This is a genomic window from Microcoleus pseudofavosus SVA1_A4 (genome assembly GCF_036700565.1).
Classification (GTDB): Bacteria; Cyanobacteriota; Cyanobacteriia; order Cyanobacteriales; family Microcoleaceae; genus Microcoleus.
On the sequence record NZ_JAUBPE010000122.1, the window covers coordinates 1 to 13,383 of the forward strand.

Here is a 13,383-nt window from a genome sequence, read left to right on the forward strand (position 1 = left end):
ATATTTGCCCAAATGGAATTATCGAGCCGTACCCCAACCTGAGTAATTCATTAAGTTATTTATTTTTCATTCCTAAGCTGGGTGCATTGACTTTTGTGTAACCAATGACAGCATCCTTGTCTGGGCACGCCATTCTTCTGCAAGGCTATTAAACTCCGCTTCGAGTTCTACCTGACTTTTAATCAGGTATTTATAGGTTGTAATGCGATCCGGTAGTTTCATGTCAAGCCGTGGCTACTTCATAAATCTATATTACCTTACCTTCCCAAAGTATTCAGCCAATTAGCTAAAGCATAAACAATTCGATTTGAGTAAGGTGCCGTCAGATTGGAAAACCTCGATAATCGTTATAGAACTTCATCTGACGCACCCTACAATTCGATTTGAGTGTGACACGCTTGCTTTATTTCTGTCTATCCAAAATGGGTTAAGAATCGGAAAGCATCCAGTACGTGACTCGCGCAAACGTAGGGCGAAGTGTTGTAAAATCCTTGCCAAGCCGCTGCTTTATCTTCGTCGTACTTATCGGCTCTTTCCGGGTGTTTTCCTTGCCAATTCAAGCGCACTGCGTGACCGACTAACACATCTAAAACGATGTATTCTTCTACTTGCAATTCTGGATTGCGCTGGGCGATCGCAGATAACTCCATCAGCGCCTCAATATTCACTTGTCGGTATTCCGGCGCGACAATTTTGTTCAGCAAATGCTCGATTTGCAGCGCGAAATTCTTTTCCCCAGGCGTCATTTCTGATAAAATAATATCGCTATCTAACCGATTTCGCCGCTCTAATTTGTCGCCAATTATCAAGCCTTTGCAGTGTCGCAGCAGTCCCCAGACATCGGGATAGAAATCCTTGGGCACGCGGTTGACTGCGCCTTCCATTTGCCGCTTCCGGCGCCATCCTCCCGCAGGCATTTGCGGTTCTTCAAAAACTGGCGCGACTACCCATTCAATTTCTGTTTCCGATTGTTTGACGCGCAGGGATTCTTGCTGTTTGAGGATTTGGTTCATTTCCTCGTATTCTGTCAAAACTTGATGCAGGCGATTTTTGATTTCAAAGGGACTTAGCTGCATTAATTGTTCGTAAGCTTCATTTTGCGTCACTCCCAATTCGCGGGCTAATTCGCTAGTTAACAGCAGAATAAAGTAGCTAACTCTCAGCGTCAGCAACCCTTTAAATAACTGGGGTTCGGCTTTAATTAGCAGGCCGAGGTAGATCATAATTTCTTGGGTGAGGACTCGATCGCGAATATCCTCTCCGCAGAATTGGCGGATTTTGTCCATCACTTCGGTGTAGGAACCGGGCCGCGAAATTACTGAATCTTCGCTGTAAGCTTTTCCCACAGCAATCTGCTTTTGTCGCACCAAAATATCGGTAACAGCATCCGACAAGCTAATATCAACTTTATCCAGCAAACCGGCGGCGTGGCGGATCACAGCCCACTGGATTTTGGATTGCGAACTTTCTCCAGCTTTAGTATAAACTTCGTTGAGTAAATCCGCTACTTTAACTGTTTCTCCCCAACCTCCAAATCCCGTATCAAAATTCATTCCTTGGAGGCGAATTAGCGTGTGCAGCAACTCAATTTGTTCGTACAAGTTTTCGGAACCGCGCAGGCTGTTTAGCAATAATTCAGTATTAGTTTCACACTCTAGTCTGAATTCTTGGGTGTGACCCAAAGGCCAAGTTTTCTCAGGGTTATAAGTCAGATAGTTGCGCACTTCCACTGCACCTGTTACCGGAGATTCAGTAAATTCAAATTCGTGCAGAAAATCAATTTTTTCTATCCCAGCAGTCAGCATTAGCTGATTGAGATTTCCGAGTTTGATAGGAGTATTATTGCAGTGTCCGTCGCGGAGTTCCTTCATCAATTCTAACAAAGCTTCCCGCCCAGTTTCCAGCATGGTGTGAGTCAGCATCAGGGTGACGGTAGGGCGTCCCAATTGATACCAGTGGCGGTGAATGTGAGCTAGTTCACTTTTGATTTTAGATACGAGAAAATGGTAATCTAGAGTTAGGTAAAACTCTTGTCTGTCCAAAAAAGATGGCAGAAATACGATCGCCTCTCCGCGAATTTTAAACACCCGAGAAGTTGTTAAACTCCGCAGCCGGCGCACGGGGCGGCCGGTTAAACCTAATTGGTCGTTGCGTCCAATTTGCGTGTAAACAGCCGACAGTTCTTTTGTCTGGCGGACTTGAATTGGTTCTACTTGTTTTGGTGTTTGTGTGGCAATTCCGTTAGCGGCTAATTCTGCTTGCAAATCTTCGTCTTCAGCTAACAGTGCAATTTGCACGCTTGCTTCTTGGTGCCGGCCGACTGACAGGTGGCGTCCCAGCGGGTCGATATCGCCAACTGCTATTAATCCTTCGTTCAACAATTGACCGAGAAAATACAAACTTTGCGCCCAAACTAGGGGAATATTTTCATTGGGTAAGCGCTGCTGGCTGCGGGGATTTAACTTTTCTGCTTCGATATTTTCGGCGGGGACGTAGTACAATTCGGGTAGCAGCTGCAAACCAGAGCGATCGACTGCCAGAGATTCCAAACGCTGCTGGTACTCCTGCACTTGGGCTTGATTTCCCTGAAATATGCCGTCCAAGAATAAATAAGTAAAAAATAGCGGCCACTCGCATTCAATGTGCTCGAACTGCTTTAATTCTGTGGGTTCGTAGTGCAGGCGATCTGCATTTTCTAAAACTGTTTGATGCCCGTCCCGCAGAAACCGCTTGCAGCCGTATTTTCCTTGCAGTTTGTCAATAATTTTATTTCTAGTCCGTTCAACTAATTCTTTGTCTTCAACAGCAAAAGCCGGAAAACCGATCGCGCTCAATAAAGCGGCGTCTACTTCTTTTGAACTAGATTCGCGAGGCAAAAGCGATTCCAAAGTTACGCGGCTTCTGGCAATTTCATCCGGCAAAACGTGAATGACAGAGGCTTGAGAACCGTTAACTCCGAACAAATCCAACCCATTTATTGCTTCCAGCGCTGCTTTAGCCATGCCGACGGAACTGGCATTTAATTCCGCATTGCCGCGGTTAATTTTATGACCTCTTTCCCAAATTCCGTAATCGGGAGTGCGATAGGCTCTACCAATGTAGTAAACTAAATTCTGTACGAAATTGACTTCATCAATTGTAAAAATTATATGCAGTCCCGAAGCCGTCATTTGAGCAAGAATTAACAAAAATATAGATGTAGCGTCTAACTGTAAATGTCCCCACTTGTCATCGCCGACAACAATACTTCCAGTCTGGGTATTGTATTTAGCGTGCAGGGCATCTAGCGGCGATTGAGTATTTTTAAAATGTTCGACTTTGGGTGCTTGCTGCATCATCGCAAACAGCAAGCCGCGCATTAGTTTGACTGTGCTGTGTTCGAGTTCAAATGTTCTGCCGCGATCGCCGTCAATTTTGCGGTAAGCTAAACCCAAACCCCAAACTGCGAGAATGCTGTACACGTTATCGCGCACCCAGGCATCGGTGTAGTCCCCGTGAGCGTTAACGGCGGTACTCGCCGGCAGCAAACCGGTAATTGGGTTCTGGCGCTTGAGGATGACGGTTTTGATTTGCTGGTAGTAATAATCTAACCTGGTTTGCCGCTGGGTTATTGCGATCGCCATTTCGTTTTCCTTTTTTTCCTGATGCGAACAGAATTGCGGTGAATAGATTTTTAAATATATCAGAAATTAGATCGTTTTGTCAATTTCTAGAAACATAAGGAGGTCATCGCGATGTCTTATCGTAACAATAATAACAAAAGTGTTCCTTTCGTGAAAATCGTCTACTCTAAAGTTAAAATTAACGGTAAAATTGAGTTAGTACCGATGGAATGGTACGCCGACGGCTCGGTTAAAAAGTGTGGATAGTTAGTTATCCCCTAGATGATGCGGATCTTGAAATCGCTACTACACAAACGAAGTCCACTCAAGCGCGGACTAAGAAATAAGGAAAAAAACACGCTCTAGACAAACTATAGCGTTGAGTGTCAATATAAGCTAATTTCAATAACTAGGTGTGTAGGAACCTCAAATAAAAAAATATGGATCGCCCGCAATTTTCCGTGCTGGGACTACCAGTTCACATATTAGATGATTACGCAGGTTGGCTGATGCACCGCCTGCATCAAGGGTTGGGAAGTCACGTCGTGACGCTGAATGCTGAAATGGCAATGCAGGCCGAAAAAAATCCGGCTTTAGCAAGTGTAATCCGAGACGCGGAACTGGTGATTCCCGATGGTTCGGGAGTGGTGCTATACTTGCGGCTGCGCGGCAAACCGGGACGGCGGTATCCGGGGATAGAATTGGCAGAATCGCTGTTGCAAGCAGCCGGAAAATTGCCTAATTCTGAATCAGTATTTTTCTTCGGAGGTTCTCCGGGAGTGGCGGCTGCTGCTGCTGAAACTTGGCAGCAAAAGGTTAACGGATTGTCGATCGTTTCTGGGCACGGCTATCTTTCCCCAGATGAAGAAAAAGACTTGCGTGAAAGCCTCAAAAAAATGCAGCCTAAACTCATTTTTGTAGGCTTGGGAGTGCCGCGACAAGAATTTTGGATTGCCGAACACCGACACCTTTGTCCTCAGTCAATTTGGGTGGGAGTTGGCGGCAGTTTTGATATTTGGGCGGGAACAAAAACTCGCGCGCCGGCTTGGTTTTGCGACAATCATTTAGAATGGCTGTATCGGCTTTATCAAGAACCTTGGCGGTGGCGACGGATGTTAGCTTTGCCACAATTTGCCTTGAAGGCTTTGGGGGATTTTCGAGGGTAAATTAGGTATTAAACAGTTGACAGTTGACAGCGAAGTTTTCAGCTAATCTGTAGGGTGCGTCGCTGTGAGATTTTAGATGGATATTGTAGATTGTAGGTGGCGACGCACCTTACCATATTAAATGCCCCTTAATTAGATTGGCTTACCGATATTTCATGCGTTTAACCAGCAGACAATCCTCAAAACTAAAGGATTCTTCGTCTAAAAAGCTGGAGATTGCCATTTTGAGCGCACTTTCGAGATAACATTTAAGTTGAAACGATATTGATTGTTTGGGAACTAGCTAAAGAAAGAGTTGTAGTTGTAGGGTGTGCAATGTGCACCTTACTTTGACAAAATTCTTCAAATAGCTGAAAAAAAATATCGAGGGCATCCGTCTCATCTTGAGAAAAGAATAGAATTATATTCGCCCATGATTGAGATGAGTCGATATTAAATTTTTTCTGTATCCAATCTTGAAATCCATCTAGAGGATTTTCCTGTTGTAGAGGTAAGCCAAGCTGGTACTGTGCCACATTATATCCAGACAAAAAAGCCTGAAGACAACTAATTGATGGTTTCCCCAAATACACGGAAGGTTTATTCTTGATTTTTTTGAGAATATCGGAGAGATTATCCATATAGACTATCCGTTGAATAATTTATCAAAAAATGTCTGGGTCTATTAAAACTCGGTTTGTGTCACTACAAACTTTCCATTAAAATCTTCTACAAGAGGCCCGCCAAAACTATTCAGCCAATCATCTTTAGCGATTCCATTAGGATATAGGTTGTCAAACACTGTTTCAAATGTTCCTAATTCTGTGGACATTTCAACAACTACACCTTGATGAAAACCATTTGTGGAAATTTGGCGATCGCTCCCCGCTGGATTGGTGATAATTGAAAATGGCAGCCTGTCGGGGACTGTGCTAATTCTTATTATCTTACCCTTAATTTCCTGTTTAGTCAAGTAACTTTGGATGGCTTGAGAACAGGAAACACATTGAAAATTTCTATATCTTTTAGCAATCTGCCTAACCTCATCAAGTTGCTCCTCATTCATAATTTTATGACAAGTATACAGCTTGAGTATAACATCAATGTTGAGTACCTTCAACCACCGCTCTCGCCCATCCGAATACGAAATCTCGACACTGCGTTTGGGCGAAGCATTTTGGCGACAATATGCTTCGCCCAAACGAAAATCTCGCTAATGATTTGCTTACAAACCAATTGCCATTAAACAATATAAGGAGAATCGATCGCCTTAGCCCGATTAATTGCCACCAAAGTCTGGTAAATCAAAGCAGAAATCTCAGCGCGGGTAATATCCCGCTGCGGCGAAACCCAATCGCGGGAAGGATAATTAACCACAATCTTCAAGCTAGTTGCTGTGGCGATCGCACTCAAAGCAAAATTAGGAATTTGAGATCGATCGCTGTAAACTTTCAAAGAATCAGGATTGCCGCCCTTAAGTTCCAAACCGTTAACCAAAGACACGATCGCCTCACTCTTAGTCAAATTCTGATTCGGGCCGAACTTCAACCCCGGAAACCCCGACAAAAACCCGGCCCGATTTGCCCGTTCGATCGCACTTCTCGCCCAAAAACTAGCAGAAACATCAATAAAATTTGTAGCCGCCACCCTCGGAATCGGACTAAACGCACTCACCAACAGCGCCGCATATTGAGCGCGGTTTAAACTGTCATCAGGCCTAAAAGAACCGTCAGGAAAACCGCTAATTATATTCGCCGCAGCCAAAGCTTCAATAAACTTCTGTGCCCAATGTCCAGAAATATCGCTGAACACCGCACCCCCGATATTCGGATTGCCGCCGCCCTTTCTCACCGCAGCTTGCACAGCTTTAAAAGCATTCACTTTCCCGTAACCGAACCAATCGCTGCGACGGTTGTTAGGATCGTAATTTCCCATGCGATTGCCCAACTGGGGATCGGGATCGGGATCGACAATTTTGTCAGCAGTTTGTTCGAGAATTCCCCGCACTTCCCTCGCCGTCAAACGAGGGTTCGCCGAAAGCACCAAAGCTGCAACTCCAGCGACTACTGGAGTGGCGCTGGAAGTGCCGCCAAAAGTATTGGTATAGTCCCCCGATTCGTAGCCGGCAACCCCGACTCGATCGGCAGTAAACACCCCCAAACCTGGCAAATACTGCGTCACCTCCGGGGGCGTGCCGATATATCCGGTTTCTTGCAGCCAGGTTCCCGGCGGCGCGTTGTTGCTGGGGGCGCAAACCGAGATGCTGGTGCCCCAATTGCTGTAGGCTGCTTTTTTGTTGAGGGAAGTCGAAGCGGCAACGGCTATCACGTCTGGGTGAACGGCAAATCCTGCCAGCCAATTAGTTTTACCCTCCAGGAGGTTGTTGGGCCAGCCTTGTTCGTTAATTGTGCCGTTGACTGGGCGGTTGGCATTGCCGGCTGCGAACAGAATAACGCAGCCTCTGCCGCCCCGCCCTTGGGTTGCTGCTTTGGTGATGACTGCACTTTGTCGCAGGGAAAGGGGAAAATAAACTGCCCCTGGGCCCCAACTGCAAGAAATGACGGCGGCCCCTTTTTCGATCGCCCAATTAAATATTTTTTCGACAGAATCGTCATCGAGAAAACCCGTAGTACGGATGGGCATCAGGGCACATCCGGGGGCGACGCCGACAATGCCTTTGCCGTTTTCTTCAGCAACGGCGACGCCGGCACAACTTGTGCCGTGGTTGTCTGAGTCTGCGACTGGCATCGGGGAAGTGTCGCCCTCTTTGAAATCAATGGGTGAGACGATTTTGCCTTGGCCTTGAAAATCTGGGTGGGTAATGTCAACTGAATCGTCGGCGATCGCAATTACGATCGATCGAACTCCGCGAGTCATATCCCAAGCTGATTCTGCATAAATATGAGCACCGCCGACAAGTTCCTTGCCACCTTTGTTGTTTAGATACCACTGTTTGGGATAAAGCGGATCGCGGGGCGTGTAATGCTGCTGCGTCTCTACTAAAATGTTGGGTTCCGCTACGAGAACTTCTGGATATCTTGTCAGGCGGTTGGCAATTTTGACCGGGTTTTCTGCTGCTTGTTTGGTGACGAAGCAGACGAAGGTGTTGGGAATGCCTTCTACTGGCCGGACTATTTTTAAAGCTGCTGCATTGGCGATCGCATTTCGCGATTGTTCGTCTACTTGTTCCCCAAATTGAATGGTAATTTGATCTGTTAAATAAAAGAATGTACTCGGATTGTTGGCTGGGCAATAGACGTGGCTGGCAAAAGCTACAGCATCGCTGGCGCGGGCTGCTTGCATTGCTGCTTCTAGGCTAGAGGGCGCCACGAGATATTCTTCGAGATTGCTTTGACCGACGCGACGGTTGAGTTTTGCCCCAGTTGTTGCAGCCCAATCGTTTGAGGGCGATGCTGTTGGTGAGGGGCGGACTGTAAAGCGATCGTCCGCTTTTGACAGCAGCAATTCATCGCCGCCGCGCTGCAAAATCACTGCCAGACTTTCTTCTGGAACTCCAATCCCTTGATAGTTTTGTAAGGTAGTCGCGGAAAGTTCGATCGGTTGTGTCATCAGAAATGCCTTTGTTTAATTTTAATTCAGTCTTACTATATTCTCAAGAACAGGCAGGATGCCTGTTCCACAAAAACTGAATTTTCTTGTGGGGTGGGCTTCTAGCCCGCCCGTAAAAAGCTTATTAACAATGATTCAGCAAGTCCCCTCAAATAAACACGCTAGGATTAACATTAAAAAATTCTCCCAGCGCCTTAGCTTGCGCCTTGCTAATCGCCCGTTTCCCATTAACCACCTCAGAGACTACTCCTTTGGAACCAATCACGCCCACTAAATCGGCTTGTTTGAGTTCGCGAACTTCGATGAGATGCAATAGAACATCCCGGGGAGTCGCTTCTGGGATTGGGTAATACTTGGCTTCGTATTCTTCGATCAACAGAGCCCAGAGGCTCAGTAAAGTTTCTTCTTCTAATGTTAATTCTTCCTGAGACATCAGAGATTCTACTTCTGCGAGGGCAATATCGTAATCTTCTTCGTTCAGGATGGGCTTAGGCTGCGATTTCGCCAGTAGTTGACCGTAAGCTGTTTTCTCAATTGTTATATTCATGGTTCATTCCATTGTTTAATTAGACATGGTTCTCAAGTAGAAGGTGGGTGTTTGTTTCTCGATCTCCTGCTTTTGACGATTGATGTAAATGTTTTTGATTTGTTAAATATATCCGGTAATCTGTATTGATTTCCGATATGCTTAGGTAGAATTTAACTTATTTTTATTTTGACTTCATCTTCATTGTCCCAGTTGATTTTGCTATATTCTGCATGAGTTAATAACTGCTTAAAATATATAATTTTGCTTTTGTATTTAACTTGTACAATTAATCGATACTGATTGCCTTTAATATTAAAGATGGTATATCCACAGACTTGATAGACCGATCGCGAATATCCGTTTCGCACATCTTCTAGGGATTGCCAATCGTTGTCTTGGATTAGCTGGTACCAGGATTCGATCGCACTCTGGGCATCCGGGTAGGGTTCGATCGCACTCAGAAGATTTTTCTTAGAAATCAGTCTCATAGATCGTTTCTCAACTACCATTCCATCTTCTCATTTTGAGAACCTTCTGTCAAGTCTCTACTTGAATTTTTGCTAAAGAGCCTTTTGCCCGATCGAACCCTTTGACATTTCAAAAAATTTGGTTTACACTTAGCCGGTTGCGATCGCCAATGGTAAGATCGGCTCAAGCTAAATATTTTATTAAAGCGCACAGGCGCAAAGTAATTTCATGGTATACTCTGGAACTGTTTGCTGGCTTCGCTCCACTGCCCGGATTACGATCGGGGCGATTGCAGCTTTTACCCTGTTGCAACCGCTTCAAGTCCAAGCACAACAACCTTCGGGCCCAGAGAACCAACCGCAAGTCGAACCCGCCGACGACCCCACAGACCCTAACAATCTCCGCCCTCTGACGCAAGACAGCAGCCTGCTGAGTGTCCAGGGAGGCCAGCGTTTGATGACAGAAGCCAGCAGTGCTATTTCCGATCAGAATTACCCACTCGCTATTCAAAAGCTCCAAGAATCCCGCCAAATTTTCAATCAACTGTCCAACTTCTACCAACAACTGGGGAGCAGTTTTGCCGGAATTGACATCCGCTTGGCCGAAAGCCACCGCACCAAAGCTGTAGAAACAGCCCAAATGCGCGACGAAGCTACCTACCGCCTGGCGTTGGTACACCGGGCGCAAAATAAGCCCGAACTGGCTGTCCCCCTGCTGATCCAGATTATTCGATCGCAGCAGCCAACTCGCGACTTGGGCAAGAAAGCTTACCAGCAGTTACTGGAATTGGGTTTTGTGGATTCGCCCTTTCCCCGGCCTGCCAGCAGTCAACCGAGCTCATCGACCAAATAGTTCCCCTAAAATCTAAATTACAGCCGTTTATCACAGAAACCAATGGTTACACCGTCTCAAGTAGCAGAAATGATTAAGGCAGGGTTGCCCGACGCTAAAATACAAGTTGACGATTTGACCGGCGGCGGCGACCACTACCAGGCGAGAGTAGTCTCTGCCGCCTTTGAAGGAAAAAGCCGAGTACAGCAGCACCAACTGGTTTACGGCGCTCTCAAACAGGCAATGGCTAGTGAAGCCATCCACGCTTTGGGCTTGGAAACTTTAACTCCCGCAGAATGGGAAGCTAAAAGTCAAGTTGCTTAATTGTTGAATGGCAATTGGGTATCACAAGTTTGTACTGGTGTCAATAGTTGCTTGAAATACAACTGCTGCACTTACGCACAAAAACCAAAGAAACCGGGTTTTTTAACCGGAATCTATGGCTGTAACGAAAGATTTTCCTAAAAAACCCGGTTTCTGCGTCAGTCAACGTTTAAAAATTTTCAAACAATATCAGGAGCTACCATGAGTACAGCAGCACATCAAAGAATTGACGACTTGGTTAAGCAAAACAAAATCATGGTGTTTATGAAGGGCAATAAGTTAATGCCCCAGTGCGGTTTTTCTAATACTGTGGTGCAAATTCTCAATACTTTGGGAGTGCCTTACGAAACTGTTGATGTTTTGGCAGACCAAGAAATTCGTCAAGGCGTTAAAGAGTATTCCAACTGGCCGACAATTCCCCAAGTTTATATCAACGGCGACTTTGTTGGCGGCTCGGATATTATGATCGAGATGTATCAAAAGGGCGAATTGCAAGAAGTTGTAGAAGTCGCTTTGGCTTCTTAAATTAGACAGAACAAACATATCCCCGACTTCTTAAAGAAGTCGGGGATATAACAGCAATCGCGTTTTACGTTGAATTAGGTTGATTTACTTAATTATTCGTTACCAGGCAGAGCCTGCGAACGCATTGCGGTCGGCTTTGCCTCCAATTTTCCGGCTCGGAAAGCGAGGTCGAGCCTCTGGACATCGGTTTCCAGGCAGAGAGAGCCTGGGAACCAGTTAAAGGCAATTCCCAATTCCCAATTCCCCAATAATCAAGGGTTAATCAAACCGAATTTGCTATTTAATAGTAGTCTGCTTCAGTTTGTGTCTGGGGCATTGCAAAATTGGAAGGGTCGTGAATGTAACGCGCTGCTTCTTCCTCTAATCTGTGAATCAGATAAGGTTCCAGACCGTTGGAATGCCGCAGGGCTGCTAAATAGCCGTCTAAGTAAAGCCGCAGGTCATCGAAGCGATAACCTCTATTCCACATTTCGACGAGGGCGTCGGTGAGTTTTTGGTAGTGCCGGATTGTTTGGGTGTCTTGTAGCATGGTGTGAGGTTGAAATCCTTTGTGGTTTGTATAATGACGGCGGGATTTAGGAACGGCCTCGATTGATGCTGATTGGTTCAGCTTGAGGCTATTTCTAAATAAAAGTTTTTACCCTGCTCAACAGGCTACCCTCCATAAAAAATTTCACTCGCTGCAATGCAGTGGCTCGACTTTTTTGCGCGCACCTAGATAATTCGCCGTGCGTTTAATTGAGTCGGGATGTTGCTGAATTTTGCGGTCAAAGTGGGTGAGTGTTCCGGCTACCGAGCGAACGGTTGGAGGAATTCTAGTTTCAGTTGCGCGATTTGTCAACCTCCTGGGAGTGGTGGCTGGGTCGGGGGGTTCGGTTTTGGCAGGCGGTTGGGGCATGGGGTCGATCGGCTTTACACTGTCTTATTTTCATTGTAAGCTCACCGCCAGAATGATTTAACCTTTCTGGGGGCTGACGATCCCAAATAGACAGCAAGTTCTTTAAAATTCATCCCCTCGGTTTGTTCTCCGCTTTAAACGGAGCTAATGCTTGAGTAGCGCTGGTTACAAAACCTTGACAAAAGCTCTGTTAACCTGGTAGCCATTAGTGATAAGGGAAGCTCGCCTCTGTGGGATCTGCAAGTATTTCAATTGTTGAAGGGAATCCGCACCTGCGATCGCTCTTGGGCTGGCATCTACAGCAAGTCGGTCACTGGGTGCACCAGTCAGCGGATATCAGTCACGCTAGGGAAATATTTTTCAGCCGCCAGCCAACCCTAGTCATTCTAGATGCCCAATTGCCGGATGGGGACGGTTTGGAATTTTGCCGCTGGCTGCAACAGCAGCAGCAGTCGCTGATTTTGATGCTGTCGGCGCGGAATTCGGAATCGGATATTGTTGAAGGTTTGAAGTCGGGGGCAGACGATTACCTGACTAAACCGTTTGGGATGCAAGAGTTTATGGCCAGGGTGGAAGCTCTGATGCGCCGCAACCGCACGATGATACCGTCGGCGACGCTGGAGTGCGGGCTGTTGCAAATTGATTTGGTACAGCGCCGAGTGAGGTTGTACGAGGAACACATTGAGCTGACTCCCCAGGAATTTAGCTTGCTGTACGTGCTGGCTCAAGCTGGAGGGGTGCCGCTGTCGCGATCGGACTTGCTGCGGAGGGCTTGGCCGGATGCTATTGATAACCCCCGGACGATCGACACTCACGTACTCTCTCTGCGTAAAAAAATCGAAATCGACCCGCGACAGCCGAGCCTGATTCAAACTGTGCGGAATGTCGGCTACCGACTGAATCTAGAGTTTTTGAATACAAATCAACCGCATTTGCCGGTATCGGGAGCAGTAAGTTCTCAATCTGCTTTCTGAATCAAATTTTACACTATTGACAGTAGTAAGGTGCGCAATGCGCACCCTACAAATAAAGTTTATGTTGGAATTTCAGCCGCGATCGCATCTGTTTTCGCAGCCATAATAAAATCATTGCGGTGCAGTCCAGAAATCTCGTGAGTCCACCAAGTAACGGTAACTTTCCCCCACTCGGTTAACAGTGCGGGGTGATGTCCTTCAGTTTCTGCGGCTTCGCCGACGCTGTTTGTAAAGGCGATCGCACTTTTGAAATCCGGGAATTTGTACGTGCGTTCTAATTGGGGAACGCCATCTTTTTCGATGAAATTCCAGTCGGGAATGTGAGGTTTTAGTTGGACAATTTCGTAGGCTGTGACGCGGGGAGAGTTGGGGCGGCAGGCGGCACAGCGTTCTTTTGATAAAGGTTCCATAAATGGCTTGTTAGCGAGAAGATGCTAAAGACAATACTCCGGACAGTTTTTAAAGAGGGATACGATCGCTTTTGCAGCAGAGAAGTGAAGAAAGTGAGTGCAATCTG

The 13,383-nt window shown here is 46.3% G+C and carries 15 protein-coding genes; 6 read left to right on the top strand and 9 right to left on the bottom strand.

Going from position 1 to position 13,383, the window contains the following annotated elements; all coding sequences use genetic code 11:
• Positions 1–413: 413 nt before the first annotated feature.
• On the bottom strand, positions 414–3,623 hold the full coding sequence (locus QUA02_RS31425; protein ID WP_333033576.1) for a phosphorylase b kinase regulatory subunit alpha/beta: 3,210 nt from the start codon (positions 3,621–3,623) through the stop codon (positions 414–416).
• A gap of 111 nt (positions 3,624–3,734) precedes the next feature.
• Here QUA02_RS31425 and QUA02_RS31430 point away from each other — a divergent pair, with 111 nt between their 5' ends.
• Complete coding sequence (locus QUA02_RS31430) at positions 3,735–3,869, top strand: hypothetical protein (RefSeq protein ID WP_333033577.1); 135 nt, start codon at positions 3,735–3,737, stop codon at positions 3,867–3,869.
• 173 nt (positions 3,870–4,042) lie between these two features.
• Positions 4,043–4,768, top strand: a complete 726-nt coding sequence (locus QUA02_RS31435; protein ID WP_333033578.1) for a WecB/TagA/CpsF family glycosyltransferase — start codon at positions 4,043–4,045, stop codon at positions 4,766–4,768.
• A gap of 248 nt (positions 4,769–5,016) precedes the next feature.
• Here the strand turns inward: QUA02_RS31435 and QUA02_RS31440 are convergent, their stop codons facing one another.
• The 5 genes from QUA02_RS31440 to QUA02_RS31460 all read right to left on the bottom strand — a co-directional run bounded on the left by QUA02_RS31440 (position 5,017) and on the right by QUA02_RS31460 (position 9,355).
• The gene (locus QUA02_RS31440; RefSeq protein WP_333033579.1) at positions 5,017–5,388 is read right to left on the bottom strand and encodes a hypothetical protein; all 372 of its coding nucleotides are present in this window, start codon (positions 5,386–5,388) and stop codon (positions 5,017–5,019) included.
• Positions 5,389–5,432: 44 nt separating this feature from the next.
• A complete protein-coding gene (locus QUA02_RS31445) occupies positions 5,433–5,813 on the bottom strand; it encodes a papain fold toxin domain-containing protein (RefSeq protein WP_333033581.1) in 381 nt (126 codons plus the stop codon).
• 176 nt (positions 5,814–5,989) lie between these two features.
• Positions 5,990–8,317: a S8 family serine peptidase gene (locus QUA02_RS31450; protein WP_333033582.1), complete on the bottom strand. Its 2,328-nt coding sequence runs from the start codon at positions 8,315–8,317 to the stop codon at positions 5,990–5,992.
• A 148-nt stretch (positions 8,318–8,465) separates the two neighbouring features.
• Complete coding sequence (locus tag QUA02_RS31455; protein WP_333033583.1) at positions 8,466–8,864, bottom strand: helix-turn-helix domain-containing protein; 399 nt, start codon at positions 8,862–8,864, stop codon at positions 8,466–8,468.
• 152 nt (positions 8,865–9,016) lie between these two features.
• The gene (locus QUA02_RS31460) at positions 9,017–9,355 is read right to left on the bottom strand and encodes a type II toxin-antitoxin system HigB family toxin (RefSeq protein ID WP_333033584.1); all 339 of its coding nucleotides are present in this window, start codon (positions 9,353–9,355) and stop codon (positions 9,017–9,019) included.
• Positions 9,356–9,542: 187 nt separating this feature from the next.
• Here QUA02_RS31460 and QUA02_RS31465 point away from each other — a divergent pair, with 187 nt between their 5' ends.
• The 3 genes from QUA02_RS31465 (at position 9,543) to grxD (ending at position 10,994) form a co-directional block, all read left to right on the top strand.
• On the top strand, positions 9,543–10,166 hold the full coding sequence (locus tag QUA02_RS31465) for a hypothetical protein (RefSeq protein WP_333033586.1): 624 nt from the start codon (positions 9,543–9,545) through the stop codon (positions 10,164–10,166).
• A 42-nt stretch (positions 10,167–10,208) separates the two neighbouring features.
• Positions 10,209–10,469, top strand: a complete 261-nt coding sequence (locus QUA02_RS31470; protein WP_172192604.1) for a BolA family protein — start codon at positions 10,209–10,211, stop codon at positions 10,467–10,469.
• A gap of 201 nt (positions 10,470–10,670) precedes the next feature.
• Positions 10,671–10,994: a Grx4 family monothiol glutaredoxin gene (gene grxD / locus QUA02_RS31475; RefSeq protein WP_333033587.1), complete on the top strand. Its 324-nt coding sequence runs from the start codon at positions 10,671–10,673 to the stop codon at positions 10,992–10,994.
• A gap of 280 nt (positions 10,995–11,274) precedes the next feature.
• On the opposite strand, the gene QUA02_RS31480 is transcribed toward grxD, so the two are convergent.
• Positions 11,275–11,523 carry a DUF6761 family protein gene (locus QUA02_RS31480; protein WP_006634037.1) on the bottom strand — a complete coding sequence of 83 codons (249 nt, stop codon included), beginning with the start codon at positions 11,521–11,523 and terminating at the stop codon, positions 11,275–11,277.
• Positions 11,524–11,667: 144 nt separating this feature from the next.
• Positions 11,668–11,892, bottom strand: coding sequence for a hypothetical protein (locus tag QUA02_RS31485; RefSeq protein WP_333033589.1), 225 nt, complete (start codon positions 11,890–11,892; stop codon positions 11,668–11,670).
• 230 nt (positions 11,893–12,122) lie between these two features.
• On the opposite strand from QUA02_RS31485, the gene QUA02_RS31490 reads away from it, so the two are divergent.
• Entirely contained in the window at positions 12,123–12,866 is a 744-nt protein-coding gene (locus tag QUA02_RS31490) for a response regulator transcription factor (protein ID WP_333033591.1), read from the top strand.
• Between the two features lie 59 nt (positions 12,867–12,925).
• On the opposite strand, the gene QUA02_RS31495 is transcribed toward QUA02_RS31490, so the two are convergent.
• Positions 12,926–13,276, bottom strand: a complete 351-nt coding sequence (locus tag QUA02_RS31495; protein ID WP_333033592.1) for a 4a-hydroxytetrahydrobiopterin dehydratase — start codon at positions 13,274–13,276, stop codon at positions 12,926–12,928.
• Between the last annotated feature and the right edge of the window lie 107 nt (positions 13,277–13,383).

What these genes read in the sequence shown, in the direction of transcription:
- QUA02_RS31425 (WP_333033576.1), bottom strand. Translation starts at nt 3,623, where the DNA reads ATGGCGATCGCAATAACCCAGCGGCAAACCAGGTTAGATTATTACTAC.
- QUA02_RS31430 (WP_333033577.1), top strand. Translation starts at nt 3,735, where the DNA reads ATGTCTTATCGTAACAATAATAACAAAAGTGTTCCTTTCGTGAAAATC.
- QUA02_RS31435 (WP_333033578.1), top strand. Translation starts at nt 4,043, where the DNA reads ATGGATCGCCCGCAATTTTCCGTGCTGGGACTACCAGTTCACATATTA.
- QUA02_RS31440 (WP_333033579.1), bottom strand. Translation starts at nt 5,388, where the DNA reads ATGGATAATCTCTCCGATATTCTCAAAAAAATCAAGAATAAACCTTCC.
- QUA02_RS31445 (WP_333033581.1), bottom strand. Translation starts at nt 5,813, where the DNA reads ATGAATGAGGAGCAACTTGATGAGGTTAGGCAGATTGCTAAAAGATAT.
- QUA02_RS31450 (WP_333033582.1), bottom strand. Translation starts at nt 8,317, where the DNA reads ATGACACAACCGATCGAACTTTCCGCGACTACCTTACAAAACTATCAA.
- QUA02_RS31455 (WP_333033583.1), bottom strand. Translation starts at nt 8,864, where the DNA reads ATGAATATAACAATTGAGAAAACAGCTTACGGTCAACTACTGGCGAAA.
- QUA02_RS31460 (WP_333033584.1), bottom strand. Translation starts at nt 9,355, where the DNA reads ATGGTAGTTGAGAAACGATCTATGAGACTGATTTCTAAGAAAAATCTT.
- QUA02_RS31465 (WP_333033586.1), top strand. Translation starts at nt 9,543, where the DNA reads ATGGTATACTCTGGAACTGTTTGCTGGCTTCGCTCCACTGCCCGGATT.
- QUA02_RS31470 (WP_172192604.1), top strand. Translation starts at nt 10,209, where the DNA reads ATGGTTACACCGTCTCAAGTAGCAGAAATGATTAAGGCAGGGTTGCCC.
- grxD (WP_333033587.1), top strand. Translation starts at nt 10,671, where the DNA reads ATGAGTACAGCAGCACATCAAAGAATTGACGACTTGGTTAAGCAAAAC.
- QUA02_RS31480 (WP_006634037.1), bottom strand. Translation starts at nt 11,523, where the DNA reads ATGCTACAAGACACCCAAACAATCCGGCACTACCAAAAACTCACCGAC.
- QUA02_RS31485 (WP_333033589.1), bottom strand. Translation starts at nt 11,892, where the DNA reads ATGCCCCAACCGCCTGCCAAAACCGAACCCCCCGACCCAGCCACCACT.
- QUA02_RS31495 (WP_333033592.1), bottom strand. Translation starts at nt 13,276, where the DNA reads ATGGAACCTTTATCAAAAGAACGCTGTGCCGCCTGCCGCCCCAACTCT.